Origin of the sequence: Allosphingosinicella sp., from assembly GCF_035626655.1 — a bacterium.
In the GTDB taxonomy this organism is placed as follows: domain Bacteria; phylum Pseudomonadota; class Alphaproteobacteria; order Sphingomonadales; family Sphingomonadaceae; genus Allosphingosinicella.
Genome location: NZ_DASPNF010000010.1, coordinates 357,290 through 374,559, shown reverse-complemented (window position 1 = coordinate 374,559; position 17,270 = coordinate 357,290). Strand labels below are relative to the sequence as shown.

The 17,270-nt window shown below is 69.2% G+C and carries 20 protein-coding genes; 3 read left to right on the top strand and 17 right to left on the bottom strand.

What is annotated here, in order from left to right; genetic code table 11:
- The first annotated feature begins 8 nt into the window (after positions 1-8).
- Entirely contained in the window at positions 9-896 is an 888-nt protein-coding gene (locus VEC11_RS10310) for a dienelactone hydrolase family protein (protein ID WP_464130678.1), read from the top strand.
- On the opposite strand, the gene VEC11_RS10305 is transcribed toward VEC11_RS10310, so the two are convergent.
- From VEC11_RS10305 to VEC11_RS10295, 3 genes are all read right to left on the bottom strand, one after another.
- Positions 897-1,910: a hypothetical protein gene (locus tag VEC11_RS10305; RefSeq protein ID WP_464130675.1), complete on the bottom strand. Its 1,014-nt coding sequence runs from the start codon at positions 1,908-1,910 to the stop codon at positions 897-899.
- Positions 1,907-2,509 carry an RNA polymerase sigma factor gene (locus VEC11_RS10300; protein WP_464130671.1) on the bottom strand — a complete coding sequence of 201 codons (603 nt, stop codon included), beginning with the start codon at positions 2,507-2,509 and terminating at the stop codon, positions 1,907-1,909. Before VEC11_RS10300 ends, VEC11_RS10305 begins: the two co-directional genes overlap by 4 nt.
- A gap of 127 nt (positions 2,510-2,636) precedes the next feature.
- Positions 2,637-3,392: a Bax inhibitor-1/YccA family protein gene (locus tag VEC11_RS10295; protein WP_464130667.1), complete on the bottom strand. Its 756-nt coding sequence runs from the start codon at positions 3,390-3,392 to the stop codon at positions 2,637-2,639.
- A 149-nt stretch (positions 3,393-3,541) separates the two neighbouring features.
- Here VEC11_RS10295 and thpR point away from each other — a divergent pair, with 149 nt between their 5' ends.
- Positions 3,542-4,075: an RNA 2',3'-cyclic phosphodiesterase gene (gene thpR, locus VEC11_RS10290; protein WP_464130664.1), complete on the top strand. Its 534-nt coding sequence runs from the start codon at positions 3,542-3,544 to the stop codon at positions 4,073-4,075.
- On the opposite strand, the gene VEC11_RS10285 is transcribed toward thpR, so the two are convergent.
- The 6 genes from VEC11_RS10285 to VEC11_RS10260 all read right to left on the bottom strand — a co-directional run bounded on the left by VEC11_RS10285 (position 4,060) and on the right by VEC11_RS10260 (position 8,027).
- Positions 4,060-4,731, bottom strand: a complete 672-nt coding sequence (locus tag VEC11_RS10285; RefSeq protein ID WP_464130661.1) for an SdpI family protein — start codon at positions 4,729-4,731, stop codon at positions 4,060-4,062. The genes thpR and VEC11_RS10285 overlap by 16 nt on opposite strands.
- Complete coding sequence (locus tag VEC11_RS10280; protein WP_464130658.1) at positions 4,728-5,009, bottom strand: autorepressor SdpR family transcription factor; 282 nt, start codon at positions 5,007-5,009, stop codon at positions 4,728-4,730. Before VEC11_RS10280 ends, VEC11_RS10285 begins: the two co-directional genes overlap by 4 nt.
- On the bottom strand, positions 5,006-5,953 hold the full coding sequence (locus VEC11_RS10275) for an alpha/beta hydrolase (RefSeq protein ID WP_464130654.1): 948 nt from the start codon (positions 5,951-5,953) through the stop codon (positions 5,006-5,008). The genes VEC11_RS10280 and VEC11_RS10275 overlap by 4 nt, the downstream gene beginning before the upstream one ends.
- Positions 5,954-6,100: 147 nt before the next feature.
- Complete coding sequence (locus VEC11_RS10270; protein ID WP_464130651.1) at positions 6,101-6,910, bottom strand: fructosamine kinase family protein; 810 nt, start codon at positions 6,908-6,910, stop codon at positions 6,101-6,103.
- Positions 6,907-7,557: a glutathione S-transferase family protein gene (locus VEC11_RS10265; RefSeq protein ID WP_464130649.1), complete on the bottom strand. Its 651-nt coding sequence runs from the start codon at positions 7,555-7,557 to the stop codon at positions 6,907-6,909. The genes VEC11_RS10270 and VEC11_RS10265 overlap by 4 nt, the downstream gene beginning before the upstream one ends.
- Complete coding sequence (locus VEC11_RS10260) at positions 7,554-8,027, bottom strand: low molecular weight protein-tyrosine-phosphatase (RefSeq protein WP_464130646.1); 474 nt, start codon at positions 8,025-8,027, stop codon at positions 7,554-7,556. Before VEC11_RS10260 ends, VEC11_RS10265 begins: the two co-directional genes overlap by 4 nt.
- 75 nt (positions 8,028-8,102) lie before the next feature.
- On the opposite strand from VEC11_RS10260, the gene VEC11_RS10255 reads away from it, so the two are divergent.
- On the top strand, positions 8,103-9,719 hold the full coding sequence (locus tag VEC11_RS10255) for a spinster family MFS transporter (RefSeq protein ID WP_464130645.1): 1,617 nt from the start codon (positions 8,103-8,105) through the stop codon (positions 9,717-9,719).
- 10 nt (positions 9,720-9,729) lie between these two features.
- On the opposite strand, the gene VEC11_RS10250 is transcribed toward VEC11_RS10255, so the two are convergent.
- The 8 genes from VEC11_RS10250 to VEC11_RS10215 all read right to left on the bottom strand — a co-directional run bounded on the left by VEC11_RS10250 (position 9,730) and on the right by VEC11_RS10215 (position 17,267).
- Positions 9,730-10,269 (bottom strand): superoxide dismutase family protein, encoded by a 540-nt coding sequence (locus VEC11_RS10250; RefSeq protein WP_464130644.1) that lies wholly within the window; start codon positions 10,267-10,269, stop codon positions 9,730-9,732.
- Positions 10,270-10,329: 60 nt separating this feature from the next.
- The gene (locus VEC11_RS10245) at positions 10,330-11,643 is read right to left on the bottom strand and encodes a UDP-glucose dehydrogenase family protein (protein WP_464130643.1); all 1,314 of its coding nucleotides are present in this window, start codon (positions 11,641-11,643) and stop codon (positions 10,330-10,332) included.
- A 158-nt stretch (positions 11,644-11,801) separates the two neighbouring features.
- Positions 11,802-13,028 carry an OmpA family protein gene (locus VEC11_RS10240; protein ID WP_464130642.1) on the bottom strand — a complete coding sequence of 409 codons (1,227 nt, stop codon included), beginning with the start codon at positions 13,026-13,028 and terminating at the stop codon, positions 11,802-11,804.
- A 196-nt stretch (positions 13,029-13,224) separates the two neighbouring features.
- Complete coding sequence (locus VEC11_RS10235; protein ID WP_464130641.1) at positions 13,225-13,722, bottom strand: DUF2793 domain-containing protein; 498 nt, start codon at positions 13,720-13,722, stop codon at positions 13,225-13,227.
- 15 nt (positions 13,723-13,737) lie between these two features.
- Positions 13,738-15,873, bottom strand: coding sequence for a phage tail protein (locus VEC11_RS10230; protein WP_464130640.1), 2,136 nt, complete (start codon positions 15,871-15,873; stop codon positions 13,738-13,740).
- 2 nt (positions 15,874-15,875) lie between these two features.
- Positions 15,876-16,259, bottom strand: a complete 384-nt coding sequence (locus tag VEC11_RS10225) for an NlpC/P60 family protein (protein WP_464130639.1) — start codon at positions 16,257-16,259, stop codon at positions 15,876-15,878.
- On the bottom strand, positions 16,243-16,422 hold the full coding sequence (locus VEC11_RS10220; protein ID WP_464130638.1) for a hypothetical protein: 180 nt from the start codon (positions 16,420-16,422) through the stop codon (positions 16,243-16,245). Before VEC11_RS10220 ends, VEC11_RS10225 begins: the two co-directional genes overlap by 17 nt.
- Before the next feature lie 29 nt (positions 16,423-16,451).
- Positions 16,452-17,267 (bottom strand): DUF2163 domain-containing protein, encoded by an 816-nt coding sequence (locus tag VEC11_RS10215; RefSeq protein ID WP_464130637.1) that lies wholly within the window; start codon positions 17,265-17,267, stop codon positions 16,452-16,454.
- Between the last annotated feature and the right edge of the window lie 3 nt (positions 17,268-17,270).

Genomic DNA, 17,270 nt, shown 5'->3' with positions numbered 1-17,270 from the left:
AGGACGCCATGAAACGGGATGTCGAGCGCCAGGCGATCGATCTCTACGACCGCTTCACCCACGAGGGCATGGACCGCCGCGTCTTCATGGCGAAGCTGACCCGCATCGCCGGCAGCGCCGCCGCCGCGAGCGCCCTGCTCGCCGACGTCGCCTGCAAGGCGGAGAGCCAGCCGCAGGTCGCCGTCGACGACAGTCGCGTGAATGGCACGGAACTGACCTGGGAGCCGCGCCCCGGCCGCCATTATCGCGGCTATCGCGTCATACCCACGATGCAGGACCGGCGCGGGCTGCTGCCGGTGGTCATGGTCATCCACGAGAATCGCGGCCTCAACGACCATATCCGCGATGTCGCCCGCCGCTTCGCCCTGGCCGGCTTCGAGGCCGTGGCGCCGGACTGGCTGAGCCCGGCCGGGGGCACGCCCGCCGGCGACGATGATCGGGCCCGGACGATGATCGGCCAGCTCGACATGGCGGAGACGGTGGCCGATGGCGTCGCGACGATCGGCTGGCTGGGCACGGGACGGGGCACCGAGCGCAAGGTCGGGATCGTCGGCTTCTGCTGGGGCGGCGCGCTGGTCGACCGGCTTGCCGTGGCCTCGGGCGAGACGCTCTCGGCGGCAGTTTCCTATTATGGCCCCGCCCCTGCTCCGGTCGAGGCGGCGCGCGTGCGGGCGCCGATGCTCATTCACCTTGCCGGGCTGGACAATCGGGTGAATGGGACGGCGAAGCCGTTCGCCGCCGCGCTCCAGGCCGCGGGCCGCCAAGTCACTCTGGTCGAGCATCCGAACGTCGATCACGCCTTCAACAACGACACCTCGGCCGCGCGCTACAATCGCGAGGCGGCGACGCGGGCCTGGGAGCAGACGCTGGCGTTCTTCCGCCAGCACCTGCGCTGATCAGAACGAGGTTTCGCCCTCGCGGCTCGGCCCGCCCGACGCCTCGGGGCCGGTTGCCGGCTCGCGCTCCACCTGCTCCTGGCGTGCCTGCCAGCGCTCGCGGCGGGCCTCCCGCCAGCGGCGGAAGCGCTCCTGCCGGACCGTCCTTTCCTCCTCCGTGAGCGGCGACATGCCGGCCTGACGCTGCGCGCGCCATTCCCGCATTCGTTCGCGCCGGGCGGCGCGCTCTTCGGGGGTGGGCGGCATGCCGGCCATGCGCCGCTCCCGCCATTCGCGCATCGCGGCGCGCTGCCCGGGGGTGAGCGGAAGGCCGGCGCGCTGCTGGGCGCGCCAGCGCCGCATCCGGTCCTGCTGGGCGACGAAGGCTTCCCGTCCCTCCGGCGTGGCGAGCGCCGCCCGCCGCGCCTCCCGGCGCGCATGCTGGCGCTGCAGCCACTCGGCGCGCTGCTCGGGCGTCGCTTCCTGCCAGCGTTCGGCGCGGCGGCGCAGGCGACGCTCGATCCGGTCGGCGCCGGGCGTAGGCAGGCCCATGGCCCGCCGCGCATCGATGATCCGCTGCGCGATGAACAGCCGGCGCCACGGCCCGGGCTGCCGGTACAGGGCGTCCTCGGGCTTCGGCCCGGCCGCGGCGGTCTGGACCGGCGCAGCGGGCGTGGCAGCAGGCCCGGCGGCGCGGCGCGGCGGCTCCGCCTGCTTCGGCTCAGGCGCCTTCTCCTCGGCGAAGAAGACCGCGGCGATCTTCTGCGGGATGGGCACGCCGGCGAGCGTGGCAGCGACGGCGCTGGTGAAGACCAGGCCCAGCCCGACCGTCCCGGCGAGCAACGGCCGCCGCAGCCAGCGCCCGCGCCGGTCCCGCCGGGCGGCGGCGCGGCGGGCATGCGCCACGCGCGGCTCCTGCGGCGCCGCGGCGGCCGCCTCGAGCACGCGCGCGGCGAGACCGGCCGGAACCGGCGGCGCCGGCGGCAGGTCCCGCAGCAGCGCGTCCAGCCGCGGATCGGGGGCGCGGCCGCTCATGCCCCGGCGCCTTCCAGCAGGCCCAGTCGGGCGAGCCGCTGGCTGAGCCCCTGACGGGCGCGCACCAGCAGGGATTCCAGCGCCTTCACGCCGATCCCGAGGATCGAGGCCGCCTCGGCATTGGAGACGCCCTCATGATAGGTGAGGATGATCGCCGCGCGCTGACGGTCCGGCAAAGCGAGGATCGCCTCGTGCACGGCCGCCCGGCGCCGCTCGGCGTCGATCATCGCGTCGGCCGGCGGGCCGTCGTCGGCGCGCTCGGGCAGACCCTCGTCGCTCAGCGTCCGCGGCCGGCGCAGGCGGTCCAGGCAGGCATTGGTCGCGATCCGACGGAGCCAGGCGCCGAGCCCGCCGCCCGAGGGCTGCCAGCCCCTGGCGTTGACCCACAATTTGACCAGGCTCTCCTGCACCACATCCTCCGCTTCGCCGGCATCGCCGAGCATCCGCCAGGCGAGCGCGTGGAGCATCGGCATATGCCTTGCTACCAGCCGCTCGAAGGCCATGGCGTCGCCCGCGCCGACGCGCGCCATCAGCGCGCGCTCGTCCTCCTCGCCGGCCACGGGCGGCGGCGCCTCCTCACGCTCAAGGCTCCTCGTCAACACATGCACACTTCCGCGGACGGCAGGGCTCTAACGAGGATAGGCGCAAAACCCTTCGCGCACAGGCGAAAAGAAAAGGCCCGGCGTTTCCGCCGGGCCTCTCCTGTTCGACTCTGCCGATCTCGGCCTATTCGCGGCTGCCGAGGAAGCGCAGCAGGAAGAGGAACATGTTGATGAAGTCGAGATAGAGGTTCAGCGCGCCCATGATGGCGGCCTTGCCGAGGAACTCGGTGCCCTGCAGCTCGAAGTAGATGCTCTTGATCTTCTGGGTGTCATAGGCGGTGAGGCCAGCGAAGATCAGCACGCCGATCGCCGCGATCACCAGGCTGAACGTCTCGCTCATAAAGAAAATGTTGACGATCGAGGCGACGAGCAGCCCGACCAGGCCCATGAGCAGGAAGGTGCCCATGCCCGAGAGGTCGCGCTTCGTCGTATAGCCGTAGAGACTGAGGCTCGCGAAGGCCGCGGCCGTCGCGAAGAAGGTCAGCGCGATCGACCCGTTCGTATAGACCAGGAAGATCGTCGACAGCGACGCGCCGAGCAGGACCGCATAGGTCCAGAACAGGAATTGGGCGAGGCCCTCCGAGATACGGTTGATGCCGAACATCAGCCACAGCACCACGCCGAGCGGTGCAAAGGTCACGATCCAGCCGAGTCCGCTCGGGCTGATCGTGTTGCTTATCGCATTATAGGAAACCAGCGAATAGACCGCGCTGGTATTGCCGACCAGCAGCGCGACGATGCCGGTCAGCAGGATGGCCGAGGTCATGTAATTGTAGACCCGAAGCATATGGGCCCTAAGGCCTGCGTCGACCGCCACGCCCGTCGCGGTCGTGGAGCTACTCGGCGCTGCGCCGAATTGCGGATCAGACCAATTAGCCATCTCAAACGTCTCCCATCCCCGGCGAAATGCCGTGTGAAGCGGAATATCGGGCCAATCGGGGTCCATTTCAAGGAAAACCGGACGCTGGAGGAGCGACCAGGGCGCCGGTTAACGATGATTTTTGGGGCTGGCGCTGCTAGGCCGAGCCGATGCACCGCCTGTTCGTGGCAATCAGACCGCCCGCTCCCATTCGCCAGCTCCTCCTCGCCGCCATGGGTGGAATCAGCGGCGCCCGCTGGCAGTCGGAGGCGCAGCTGCACCTTACCTTGCGCTTCATCGGGGAGGTGGACCGGCATCGCGCCGGCGACGTCCACGCGGCGCTCGGCGGCGTGTATCATGCACCCTTCCCGCTCGCGCTCAACGGCATCGGCCATTTCGAGCGGCGCGGCTTTCCCGATGCGGTCTGGGCCGGCGTCACCCCGCACGAGCAGGTGAAGGCGCTTCACAACAAAGTCGACGCCGCTTTACTGCGCGTCGGCGTGCCGCCCGACGAGCGCGCCTTCCTGCCGCACATCACCATTGGCCGGCTCAAACGCAATGCCGGCCCGATCGGCAATCTTCTCGAGGAAGCGGGCGGCCTCTCCAGCCCGCCTTTCACGGTCGACAGCTTCGCCCTGTTCGAAAGCGACCTCACCCACGAGGCCGCGGTCTATTCGGTGGTGGAGCGCTACTCGCTTGGCTGATCGCGCCGCACGCGGCGCCAGAGAATGAAGGAATGGACGACCGGCACAACCACGCCGATCGCGATGCCGACGCCGGCGACGATGCCCAGGGCGACCGGCGGGATCGGCAGCAGCGCCGCGAGGACCATCGCCAGGCCGGCCGCCACCATCAGCTTGCCGGCCAACCGGTTGCTCTTGATCCAGACCTCCTCGTCGTCGAGCGTCCACGGCGTCCGCAGCCCGACCAGATACATGCTGCGCGACTTGCCGAGCTGGTTGCCGATCAGCACCAGCACAAGCCCCACGGCACCGGCGATGACCCTGTTGACCGGAACGTTCCAGCCCAAAGCCGTCGCGGCGAGCACGAACATGATCACCCAGGCGATCACCAGCAGGACCGCCCAGGCCCACAAATAGGGGCCCTGACTGCGCGCCAGATTCTTCCGCCGGGGTTCGATCGCCGGCAGAAAGTGAAAGAGGAGCGAGAGGATGGCGGTCATTCCCGCCGGCATCAGCAACGCGACCCACTTGCCGGCGAAGGCATCGGGCTCGCCCTGCAGGTTCCAGTGGATCGGCAGCCGGACATCGGCCGCCAGCGTGGCGCCGAGCGCGACGGCCACCGCGACCAATGCCCCTCCTGACAGGATCGAGGCGATGGTGAGCCCCTTGCGTGTCATTTCGTGTCTCCTTTCTCATCGCTCCCGCCGATCCGGCCCATGAAGCCGAGCAGCACCTCCTCGAGCGTAGACAGGTTGATCGAATAGATGATCGTCGTGCCCTGCTGGTCGGCCTGGATGAGTCCGGCCTCCTTCAGCTTGGCGAAATGGCCCGACATGGTGGGCTTCGAGACCTCGAAGGCGTCGGCGATCTCGCCGGCGCTCTTCGAGCCCTTCTTCAGCATCTCCAGAATGGCGCGCCGCGTCGGGTGGGCCAGTGCCTCGAATACGGCGTTCATCGCGCGCGCACGAAGTCCGCAATCGCCTCGGTCACGCCCGGGGCAAGCGGCAGGCCTGGATCGGCATAGGTCGCGACATTGGCTGCCCGGTCAGCCGTGGCGACCGTTTTCAGCACATGGTTGACCTCGGGAAGCAGGACCAGCCGGGCGGCGGGGTTGGCCGCGGCCAGGCGGCGCGCATCGGCCTCGCCCACATGCAGGTCCCGCTGCCCCTGCACGATCAACACCGGCTCTCGCGCCGTCGCGATCAACCGCGCTGGATCGTAGGAGAGAAGGCTGATCATGATGTCCTGGATGGGCGGCGCGAACAGCGGGAGCAGGCGAGCGTCCATGCCGGTCACATCGACGCGCCGGCCCGCCTCCAGCGCGGCGATCGCCGGCAGCGCCTGGTCGAGCACGGGCGACAGCTGCGGGCTGGCTCGAATCTGCTCGCGGATCACCTCTCCCATCGGCCGCCCGCCGGCGCTGACCAGGATCAGTCCGCACAGATCCTGCGGATTCTGGCCTGCCACCAGCGCGACCAGACCGCCCTCGCTATGGCCGAGCAGCCAGACGCAGCGGGCACCGGTCCGTGCCCGCGCGGCGCGCGCCCACTGGCGTATGTCGGCGGCATAGTCGGCGATCGTTGCGGCATTGGCCGGGCCCGCGCCGGCGCTGCCGAGGATGCCGCGCTTGTCGATCCGGATAGTGGCGATGCCGCGCGCCGCCAGGCTCTCGGCGAGCAGCCGGTAAGGGGCGGCCCTGATCCCTGCCATCGAATTGTTGCCGTTGCGGTCGATCGCTCCCGAGCCTGGGATGATGAGGACGACGGGCGCGCCCTGCGCCCCGGCAGGAGTCAGCAGGGTTCCGCGCAGCGGCCCGGATGGACCGGGCGCATCGATTTCGGCGGAAACCGGCGCTGCGGTCAGGCTTGCTGCGGCCAGCATTGCGCTCAAAGGACCCATCACCCTCGCCTTTCCGATCTGGTTGTTTCGGTATTTAGGCAAATACCAAAATACTGCTCCGGAGTCAAGCGCGCTATCGTTTGGACTGCCGCGAGCCGGCAGGCCCCGCGTTGGGGAATGGGCGGTCGGGGGTTCGTCGGAAGCGCTTCAGACGCCGGCAGCGCTCAGCAGCCGATCGACCATCTGGTAGTAGCTCGGGCCCCAGAGGCGAACATGAGCAAGCGCCGGAAAGAGCTGATAGAGGGGCTGGCGCTCTTCCCAGCCCGGCTCGAGCGAGCCGTAGGCTTCGCGGAACGTGTCGGGAGGGTTGCAGAACAGGTCCAGCATTGCCAGGTCGACCTCGGCATCGCCGTAATAGCAGGCGGGATCGATCAGCCCGACCAAATGGCCGTCGCGAACCAGCATATTGCCGGTCCACAGGTCACCGTGCAGCAGGGCGGCCGGGGGCTGGGCCGGCAGCAGGTCGCCAAGCCGCCGGGCCAGCCGCTCGACCCGCTCTCGCCAGGGCCGGTCGAGCAGGCGCGCCGTCGCCACGAGTCGCTGCTCACCCCAGAAACGCGGCCAGTCCCTCCCCTCGCGATTGTCGAGCGTAACCGTGCCGATTGCATAATCGACCGGCCAGCCGAAGCTCTCCCCGATGTGCGCGTGCAGCCGGGAGATCTGCCTTCCCACATCGGCCCATGCGCGAGCGCTGAACACGCCATCATTCTCGATGTGGTGGAGCAGCAATATGCCCTCATGCTCGCCTTCAATCGCCGGCGCCGGCAGACCCGCCGCGAGAATGGTGCGCAGCATCGCTGCCTCGGCCCCGATCGCCGGGCCGCTTTTCGCCACCGAGAGCGATTCGTCCGCGCGCCGGACCAGCAGCACCTCGGATACGCTCTCGGCGACAAGCGACTCCAACCGGCTTTCCGGCAGGCCGGTCAGTTCGGCCACGCGCTGCGAGAAGACGGTCATTCCTTCGGGAAATACCGGAACCAGGGCTCGGCCTCGCGCAGCACCCTGGCGACGCTCGGCCGCGCCTTCAGCCGCTCGAGCAGGGCCAGCGCATGGGGCCAGCGCCCTTCGAACGGCTCCACCTTGTCGGCGTAGAAGAGCGCGGGCATCGCTGCGCAATCGGCGAGTGTGAACTGCTCGCCCGTCGCCCAGTGTTTGTCGGCGACATAGGCGTCGACCATGGCCATGGTCCGCCTCAGCAGCTCGCGCTCCTCCGCCACGCCGATCGCAAATCTTTGCTCCGGCGGCCGGATCCGGTCGAAGACGATCCGCTGCATGGGATGCTGGACGTAAAGGTCGTAGATCCGGTCCCAGAGCCGCACCTCATGGGCCTGCTCCCAGTCCTCGGGCACGAAGCGCGTTTCCCCACGATGGTGGTGATCCAGCCACTCGATGATGATGGTGGTTTCCGCGAGCACCCGGTCGTGATGCTCGTCGACGAGGACCGGCATTTTCCCGACCGGCCAGAGCGCGCGGAACGCCGCGACCTCCTGAGGGTCCTGCAGGTTCAGCTGCTTCGGCTCGAACGCGGTCCCGTTCTCATAGAGCGGGATCAGCACCTTCCAGCAGAAGGAGGAGAGCGGGTGATAGTGAAGCGTCAGGCTCATGCCGCCTCCTGTCTTGCCAATTTGTCGGCGAGCGCCCGTGCCGCCTGGGTCACGTCACGCCAGGTGACGTCGAAATGGCTGTCGTCGCCATAATAGGGATCGGCGACCGCCTCCCCCTCCCGTCCGGGCACATGATCGAGGAGGAGGGAAAGGCGGGCGCGGCTTCCGGCCGGCTGGATCGCGCGGAGGTCGGCGAGATTGTCCGCGTCCAGCGCCAGGATATGGTCGAAGGTCTCGAAGTCCGCGGCGCTGACCTGGCGGGCCCGCAAATGGGAGATATCGGTGCCATTGCGCCGCGCTGCCGCGATCGCACGCGGGTCGGGCGCCTCGCCCCGGTGCCAGTCGCCGGTCCCCGCGCTGTCGGCGTCCGCGTCCAGCCCGAGCCGCGCCGCCTCCGCGCGGAACGCCGCCTCGGCGAGCGGGGAGCGGCAGATATTGCCGAGGCAGACGAAGAGGACCTTCACCGTCATTTGGCTCAGCCTTGTTGCCAAAGCGCCCCGCTCTGCTAGCCAAGAGCAAACAGAAGCACAATCGGAGGGGAGCCGATGTCTGAAGCGGTCGAGGAGACCTCGCCGTCGGCCAGGGCGCGTGTCAGCGGCTATGCCTGGTACGCCTTGTTCGTCCTCGTCCTCGTCTACATCGTGAATTTCGTGGACCGGCAGATCATCTCGATCCTCGTCGGGGACATCCAGCGCGACCTGAAAGTGTCTCCGGCCCAGGTCGGGTTTCTCTACGGGACCGCCTTCGCCGTCTTCTACGCCCTCTTCGGCATCCCCCTCGGGCGTCTCGCCGACAGCTGGTACCGCGGCCGCCTGATGGCCATGGGCCTCGCGCTCTGGTCGTCGATGACCGCATTGTCCGGCTTCGCGACCAGCTTCACCATGCTCGCCGCGGCCCGGATCGGCGTGGGGATCGGCGAGGCGAGCGCCTCGCCCGCGGCCTATTCGATGATCTCCGACAGCTTTCCCAGGGAGCGGCGCGCCACCGCCCTCTCCATCTATTCGAGCGGTCTCTATATCGGCGGCGCCCTCAGCCTGCCGATCGGGGGCTTCGTCGTCGCGAGCTGGAACCGCGCCTATCCGGTGGCGGCCCAGGCGCCTTTGGGTCTTGCCGGCTGGCAGGCCGCCTTCCTCGCCGTGGGCATTCCCGGCCTCCTCCTGGCGCTCTGGGTGCTCACCCTGCGCGAACCGCAGCGCGGCGCCTCGGACGGCATGCCGCAGCCCGTCGTCCGGCCCAATGCCTGGCGCGAGTTCGGGAGGGAGCTGTTCGCGATCCTGCCGCCTTTCACCCTCTTCAATGCGATGCGGATGAAGGGGGCGCTACTGCCCAATCTCGGGATGCTGGCTTTGGTCGTGGCGGTAGGCTGGTTCCTGGCGTGGCTCACGCGCACGCCGGCCCAGTGGATAGCCTACGGCCTTGGCGTCTACGCCATCTTCTCCTGGGTGCAGTCGCTGAAGCGGCGCGACCCCCCGACCTTTGCGCTGATCTGGGGTTCGCGCACCTTCATGCTGCTCGCCGTCACTTTCGGCAGCATCTCCTTCGTCACCTATGCGACCAGCTTCTGGCTGCCTTATTATGTCGAGGAGCATTTCTACGGCGGCGCGGCCATGCCGGCGCGCTACCTCGCCGGGCTTACGGCCAAGGCCGAGGTCGGCCTCATCATCGGCACGACGGCCGCCGTCTCGGCCGCCGCCGGCGTAATCCTCGGTGGCTATCTCTCGGACCTGTGGCGGCAGCGCGATCCGCGGGGGCGCATCTTCATCAACATGCTGTCGGTGCTGCTGCCCATCCCGATCGTCGCCTTCCTGCTGACCACGAACGATCTCGCCGCCTTTTACTGGGTGAACCCGATTGCCCACATGCTGGCCTCGGCCTGGGTCGGCGCGGCCGTGGCGACGCTGCAGGACCTCGTCCTGCCGCGCATGCGCGCGACCGCCGGCGCCACTTATGTGCTCGGCACGACGATGGTGGGCCTCGCTCTCGGCCCGTATTTCGCCGGCCAGGTGATCGGGCTGACCGACCACAATATCGCGCTCGGCATTGCCGCGCTCTACTTCATGCCGGTGCTGACCCTGACCGGGCTTTGGCTCGGCGCTCGCAAGATCGCGGACCTGGAGGCGACCAAGATCGAGCGAGCCCGCGCGGCGGGGGAACCCGTCTGACCGCCCACGCCTAGCGGGCCGCGAACACCCCGCAGGCGATCCGCGCGCCGCTATTGCCGCTGGGATCGGTCCGCTCGTCGTCGGCGGCGGCATGGACCACCACCGCCGTGCCGTCCACGTCGAGCAAGGGATTGGCGCCCGCGGCCGTGCCGGCGGGTACGGCCACGTCGAATTCGACCCGGCCGGTGCCGTTGGCGCGAACCTCGAGATTGGGCAGGTCGCCGAGATGCGGGCCTTGCGGATTGTGCCGGCCATGCTGCCTGGCGGCGGGATTCCAGTGCGGCCCGGCGCTGGCGAAATCCGGCGCCTCGCAGCGACCGGTCTGGTGCAGGTGCACGCCATAGGTGCCCGGCGCAAAACCGCGCACATCGATCCGCACCCGCACGATCCCGTCCTGGCGGGCCGCCGTGGCCGTCCCCACCATCTGATTCTGCGCGTTGCGCAGGCTGGTCCCTGCCCGTCCTGCCGGCGCATCGTGCTGCGCGGCTACGGCGGATGCGGCGAGCATCGTCCCGAAAACGGCAAACAGGGCAAATCGCAAACGCACCATCGAAAACTCCTCTTACGCAACACGAACGACCAATCGCTGCCGGGGTTGCCCGACCACCGGTCAGGCGCGCGGCGGCCGGCCCACGCCATGCCAGGCGAAGCCCGCCTCCTCCACCTCCTCGGGCGGGTAGATGTTCCTGAGATCCACCAGGATCTTCTGCCGCATCGAGGCGGCCAGCCGGTCGAGATCGAGCGCTCGCAGCGCATCCCATTCGGTGACCAGCACCACCGCATCAGCGCCCGCCGCCGCCTCATAGGGGCCGCGGCAGAGCTGCACGTCCGGCATGATCGGCCGGGCCTGCTCCATGCTCTCGGGATCGTAGCCGCGCACCGTCACGCCGGCATCCTCGAGTGCCTGGACGATCGCGATGGACGGCGCGTCGCGCATGTCGTCGGTATTGGGCTTGAACGCGAGGCCGAGCAGCGCGACGATCTTCCCGCGCGGCTCGTCGCCCAGCGCCTTCAATACCTTGCGGCCCATGGCCCGCTTGCGCGCGTCGTTCACCTTCACCACGGCCTCGACAATGCGCAGCGGGCTCTGCGCATCCTCGGCCGTCTTCAGCAGCGCCACCGTATCCTTGGGAAAGCAGGAGCCGCCATAACCGGGCCCGGCATGGAGGAACTTGGAGCCGATCCGGCCGTCGAGCCCGATCCCGCGCGCGACGTCCTGGACATCGCCGCCCACGACTTCGCAAAGGTCCGCCATTTCGTTGATGAAGGTGATCTTCGTCGCGAGGAAGGCGTTGGCCGCATATTTGGTCAGCTCCGCCGACCGGCGCGAGGTGAACAGCAGGGGCGCCTTGTTGAGATAGAGCGGCCGGTAAATCTCCCGCATCACCTCGATCGCGCGCTCGTCTTCCGCGCCGACCACGATCCGGTCTGGATGCTTGAAATCGGCGATCGCGGCACCCTCGCGCAGGAATTCGGGATTGGAGACGACGGAGACGCTGGCCTCGGGCGCCACTTCCCTGAGGATCCGCTCCACCTCGTCACCCGTGCCGACGGGGACGGTCGACTTGGTGACGACCACGGTCGGGCCGTCGAGCAGCTCGCCGATCTCGCGCGCGACGCCATAGACATAGGAGAGATCGGCATGGCCGTCGCCGCGTCGCGAGGGAGTGCCGACCGCGATGAAGATCGCCTCGGCGCCCTCCACTCCCTCGGCGAGCTCCGTCGTGAAGCCGAGCCGGCCGGCCGCGACATTGCGCGCCACCAGCTGGTCGAGGCCGGGTTCGAAGATCGGCATGACGCCTTGCTCGAGCGCGCCGATCTTCGCCGCGTCCCTGTCGACGCAGACGACGTCGTGGCCGAAATCCGAGAAGCAGGCGCCGGAAACCAGGCCGACATAGCCCGTCCCGATAATCGCGATGCGCATTCAATTGGGTCCTGATGCCGAAGTTGGGGGCCCGTTACCAAAGCCGGTCCGCGGCGAACAGGGGGTTTGGCGGCGCCCGCCACGCGCAAAGAAAAGGGCCGACCCGAAGGCCGGCCCAATCTCTTGATCGATCCGCCGCCTTGGCGGCGAACCCCTTCTTACCAGCCGGAGCCGGGGCCGAAGGTGATTTCCACGCGACGGTTCTGCGGCTCGCGCACACCGTCGGCCGTGTCGACCAGCGGCCGGCTCTCGCCGAACGCCTCGGTCGTGATCGAGCCGTCGGGAACGCCGCGGCCAGCCAGGTAGGAGCGCACATTGTTGGCGCGCCGCTGCGACAGGCCAACGTTGTAGGCGTCCGAGCCGGACCGGTCGGCGTGGCCGGCCAGGGTCACCGACGCGCTGCCGGTCTGCGCATAGGCAGCGGCGGCATTGTCGAGGATCGCGGCGGCAGCCGGGGTGATCTCGTCCTTGTCCCAATCGAAGAAGACGATGAACGGTCCCGGGGTCGGCGGACGCGGGCATTCCTCGGTGGCGAGGATGACGGCGCCGTTCGGGCACTGCTTCGTCTCGGGCGGCGGCGGCGGAGCCGGCGGGGCCACGCAGACACCCGAGGCATCGCGCGTCCAGCCGTCCGGGCAGGGCGGCGGCGGCGGCGGCGGCGGCTCCGGCGCGCCGAAGTTGAAGGTGATGCCGCCGAGCAGCGAGTGCGAGCGGAACCGCGACTCGGACTCGAAGCCGCGGAAGTCCACGGTGCGGATGTTGTCGGCGTTGAAGAAGCGATAGCGGACGGTGATGTCCACATTGTCGCTGATCGCCTGCCGCAGACCGGCGACGACCTGCCACGCAAAGCGCGTGTCGCTGTCGTCGATGGCCGCACCCTGGTTCGAGAAGGCGCGCACGTTGTTATAGTCGATCCGGGCAAGGCCGACACCGCCGCCAACGAAGCCGCTGACGCCGTCATCGTCGCCGAAATCGAGCATGCCGTTGATCATGAAGCTGAGCGCGCTGGACCGCCCACCGCCCGCAGGCGAGATGTCGGGCGTGATCGCGGTACCGGGCGGCGGCGCGCCGTTGCCCGGCAGCTGGACCGAGGTCTCGATGTCGTCGACGCGGGCCCGCTTGTAGGCGACTTCCGCCTCGATGCGGAACGCGCCGAGATCGTAACCGACGAAGAGCGCGGCATCATAGCCGTAGTCGTGGTTGAGCACGATCTGGCTCTGGCCACCGCCCGCCGGAACGACCGGCTGGAGACCGAAGTCGAACCCGATATCCTCGACGATGGTCGCGCCGAAATCGCCCCCGACGTACCATGCGCCATCTCGCGCAAGTGCCGGCGTGGCGAGCACGGTAGACGACAGCGCCACAACAATGGCGAGCTTCCGCATAATCTTCCCCTTTCTTCAGCGTCCCAAGCGGGATCGACCCAAAACTCTTACGGTAAGCGGGGTTTCCACGCAAGCGCGCTTCGCCCCTCACCTGTTGCTGAAAAGCCGCAGCCCATCCGGAAGATGAACGACAGATGACCAGTCAGCACCGAAACGATCCCTAACCGCCTCGGTTTCACCGGAAAAGAGAAGTTTTTCATTCAATCAAACCATGTGTCCTTAGTGCAACAATGACTGCGTCCACCGCGGCCCTTGCTTCTGCGTCAATTATCGTTCCACCTGAAGGGCTTGGCACGGTTTCGAGGCGCGCTCCGACGACCTGCTGGCCGCCAATGGTTAACGCCGAAACAGGCCATTCTCCATCGCTCCACGCGCTGCCGGACCAGCGCATCGGATAACCTGAATCAGTGTTCCAGACGATCATCCCGGGAACCGGGCTGACGAACCGCCAGCCGCCGGCGGTCCAGCAGGCCAGATTGTCGGCTTGGCCCGCCCATGCGCCGCCTGCTCCGGCCGACACGATCCAGCACTCGCCGACGGCCGGCTCCGCAGGCACGAGAGCGGTGGGATCGCCGGTGACGGAAGCGTGCAGTACCGCATCGACCCGGGTGAGGGCCTCGTTGTGATAGGCTTCTTTCTGGACCTGCCCCGGCAGGATGAATGGCAAGGCGAATCGGGCGCTGCTTTCGGTCATCGCGATCTCCCTGGATCAGTCGAGGGTGAGGGAAGCGGCCCTGGAGACGGCGAAGCTTCCCGCCTGGCTGATGGTCAGCGTCAGCGGGCCGGGGCCGTCGGCGGCGCGTTCGGCTGCCGTATATGAATGGCCGGGCGCGCTCGTCTCGACGATGCGCTCGAAGCCGGGCCCGGCGAGGACCAGATGATAATGCTCGGCTTCCTCGCCGAGCGGCGCGTCGGTGCCGTCTGTCCAGGTCCAGCCCTGCCGGCTGCGCCTGACCCAGGAAATCGCCAGGTCGCCTCCGGCCGTTTCCAGGGCGCGGAGGTGAATCGGGCTCGGCGGGCGAAGGACTTCGATACCGACGACCCGCGAGACCGCCGGCGTGTCGGGGGGATCGCCGACGCCGCTCGCGAGCACCTGGGCCAATGCGCCGGCGGGCATTTCGATCGCGGCCAGCGTCTCGCGCGCGATCAGGGTGAAAGCCTCCCCGGGTCCATGGCTCCCGGCCGCCCATTCCGTTCCCCGCCGGCCGCGCAGCAGGCGGGACAGCCGGAAGCGCCGGTCGCCGAGCGGTTCCGCCACGCCGAACTGGATCAGCTCCTGGCCGATCGCCGCGAGGTTCGCGCCGGCCGCCAGCGCGTCGTCGCTCCGGCCTTCGAGCTGCATCGCTTCGTTCACGAGCTCGACCTCGACCGATGACCTTGTGTCGAACAGGGCGGACCCGGCGGGCGCCAGCGTTCCCAGCGTCACGCCCATCACGGCCGGGCCGGCGGTCGCGCTGTCCTGCCAGCTGGTCCCGCCGTCGAAGCTGGTCGAGAGGCTGGCGCGGCGCCAGCCGCTGCTCTCGCCGGCGGCCGCCACATAGAGCAACGGCTTGGTCTCGGTGCCGTCGCCGAGGGGCAGATCGAGCAATTGGAGGACGGTCGGGCCGTGCGGCAGATCGATCTCCGCGGTCGGTCGCCCGGGGCTCGCGGCGAGCTCCGGTGGGCCTCCGGCAGGCACGCGCACCAGGTTCAGTGTGACGTTCATCTCGCCAATCACCTGGCGCTCGACCCTCCAGAGCCCGGCCTGGCCCTCGACTTCGACATGGCTTCCCGGGCGGAGCGGCGCGTGACGCCACCCCGCGACCGCCCTGCCGCTGACCCGTCCGGCCCAGAGCGAGGCCAACCGGAACGCCGCGAGCGCCTTGGCCTCCCCGGCCTGGAGAACGGCGGCGAGCGAGCGACGGTCGACGCTGCGGCCGCCGTCCCTGAGCGCGCGCTGCAGGCCGGTCTGATAGTCGCGCGCCGCATCGTAATAGACGATCGCCACTTCGCCGGGCACGGCGCCCTGCCCATGCCTGACGACCTCCATGCGCTCGCTCAGGGCCTCGGCCGGCAGGAGGAGCGGCGCGCCTGCGCCGGCGCGCAATTGCTGGGTTTCGCCGTCGTCCGACAGCGACAGCGGCACGACCTCCGACAGCCCCTCCAGCACATCGCGCAGGCTGTCCCCCGTCGCGGCATAGCCGAGCAGGGCCGGCGTCTCTCCCGCCTCGATGCCGCCCTCTGCCTGTTCCACGGCCACGGCGCCGATCGGCACCGGCGCGCCGTCGGCCACGACCTCGAAGGTGAGGGAAGGGATCCGGTTGCCGAAATCCTCGAGTTGCATGTCCTCGAACACGACATAGCCAATGCCGCGAAAGGCCGGCGCATTCGCCGCCCCTTCCGCCGCAACGATCAGCGGATCCGCGGGCTGATCCTCTTGCCCCTGATGGAGGCGGAATCCCGTGGCGCTCTTGAGGTCGCCGGCGGCCCCGCGCAGCAGCTTGCCGTCCGCCCAGATGCGCCCGACCGACAGGATAGCGCGCGCCGACAGCGCCACCGCGAAGCTCGCCGAATAGGAATAGCTGGTGACCTTCGGTCTTCCCTTGCCGCCGCTCGTCGACTTGTGCTCGACGAGATCGGTCGCCCAGATCACCGTCCCCGCGACCCGCATCGTACCGAAAATCTTCGGGATCTGGGTGCCGTAGGAGGAGGTCTGAAGGCTTAGGTCGCCGAGCCGCGGCCCCTGCCGGGCCTTGGGCGCGAACAGGATGTTCTGGTCGACCTGCTGGCCGATCATCGCCCCGATGGCGCCGCCGATCGGCCCGGCGACGAGCGTGCCGACTGTGGTCAGGATCAGGGTCGCCATGGTCAATATCTCCAGATGCCGAGCACTGGCCAGGGAAGCGGCAGCGGCCGTTCGACGACGCGTCGCAGGCCGGCGTCGCCATGGATCAGGCCGGTGCCGGTGAAGAGGCCGAGGTGCAGCTGCCCCGGGCCGGGCGAGAGGACGAGCACGTCGCCCGCCGACGCGCTCCCGACCGGGCTCAGCCCGGCCGCTGCCAGTTCCTCAGCCAGCCGCCGGGCCGATCCGCCGCGCAGCGCATAGTCGCGCGGCGCATTGCGGGCGCCGATCGCCAGCGCCACCAGGCCGATGCAGTCGACGCCCTCTGCCGGGCTTCGCCCCTGCGCCAGGAAGCGGGTGCCGACCAGCGCCCGTGCCCGGGCGACGATCGCGTCAGCCTGCGAGGGCATCGCTGCCCTGGCCGTCCTCGGGCGCGGGCGGCTCCGGCGCCGGCGGGACCTTCTTCTTGAACTCGAGCGTCGAGCCGTCGACCTCGATCCGCACGAGCGCGGGCAGGCTCTGGCAGCCCGCCAGGCCAAGCAACATGATTCCGATGCCAGCAAGACGCCGCATGGTCCTTCTCCTTCTTGGGTGGGTGATTTTCAGGCGCCGGGATAGCGCGTCAGCAGATCGATCCCAGGCAGATGGGGCTCGCCCCTGAAGTTGAGCACGTTGCCGAACCGGCCCGAGCAGGTAGCCAGCTGCTTGTCGCAGCCCTCCACGATCTCGACGAGGTCCCCCGCTGCCGGCGCATGAGCCGGCGGCTCGTGGAGCGTGAGCAGCGCGCCGTCAGAGCGGAGCACCGGGCTCTCCAGCCCGCTGTTCGCTCCCCCCAGCCAGCGCAACCGGCCGCCGCCATATGCGTTGCCGGCGCCGCCCTCGGCGACCTCGACCATGTCCGGACCGGTGACCGCCACGATCCGCGTCAGCCGCGTCCGCCCGGCCAGGTCGACACGGCACCTTTTGTCGCCGAGCCTTGCCCGGCACTCGGGCGAGGTCTGCTCGGCCACGGGCAGATCGAGCCGCGCCGCCGGCCCCCGCAATTCCGCCTCGAAGGCCTCGGCCTTGATGGAGACCTCGCCAAGCTCCCCGCGCGCGATCGGGAATTGCTCGCCTTCGGGCGCCTCCCAGTCGATCATGAACACGAACACCGCGGCGCCGTCCCAGCGCCCGGCCGCCAGGTCGCCGGCGGTGATGGCATCGCCGGTCAGCGCCCCCTTGATGTCGAGCGCGTCCGCCCGCAGGCCGTCCGAGATGCTGATCGCCGAGGGCAGCATGCCCGGCGCAGCGCGATAGACCAGCCCCGCCCGCGTCAGGTCGCGGTCATGGGTGGTAAAGCCGAGCGCGATCCCGTCCCGCCGCTCCAGCCGCCAGCAAATCGCGATGGTGGCGAGCGCGCGCTCCAGGAAGGCCGCCATTCT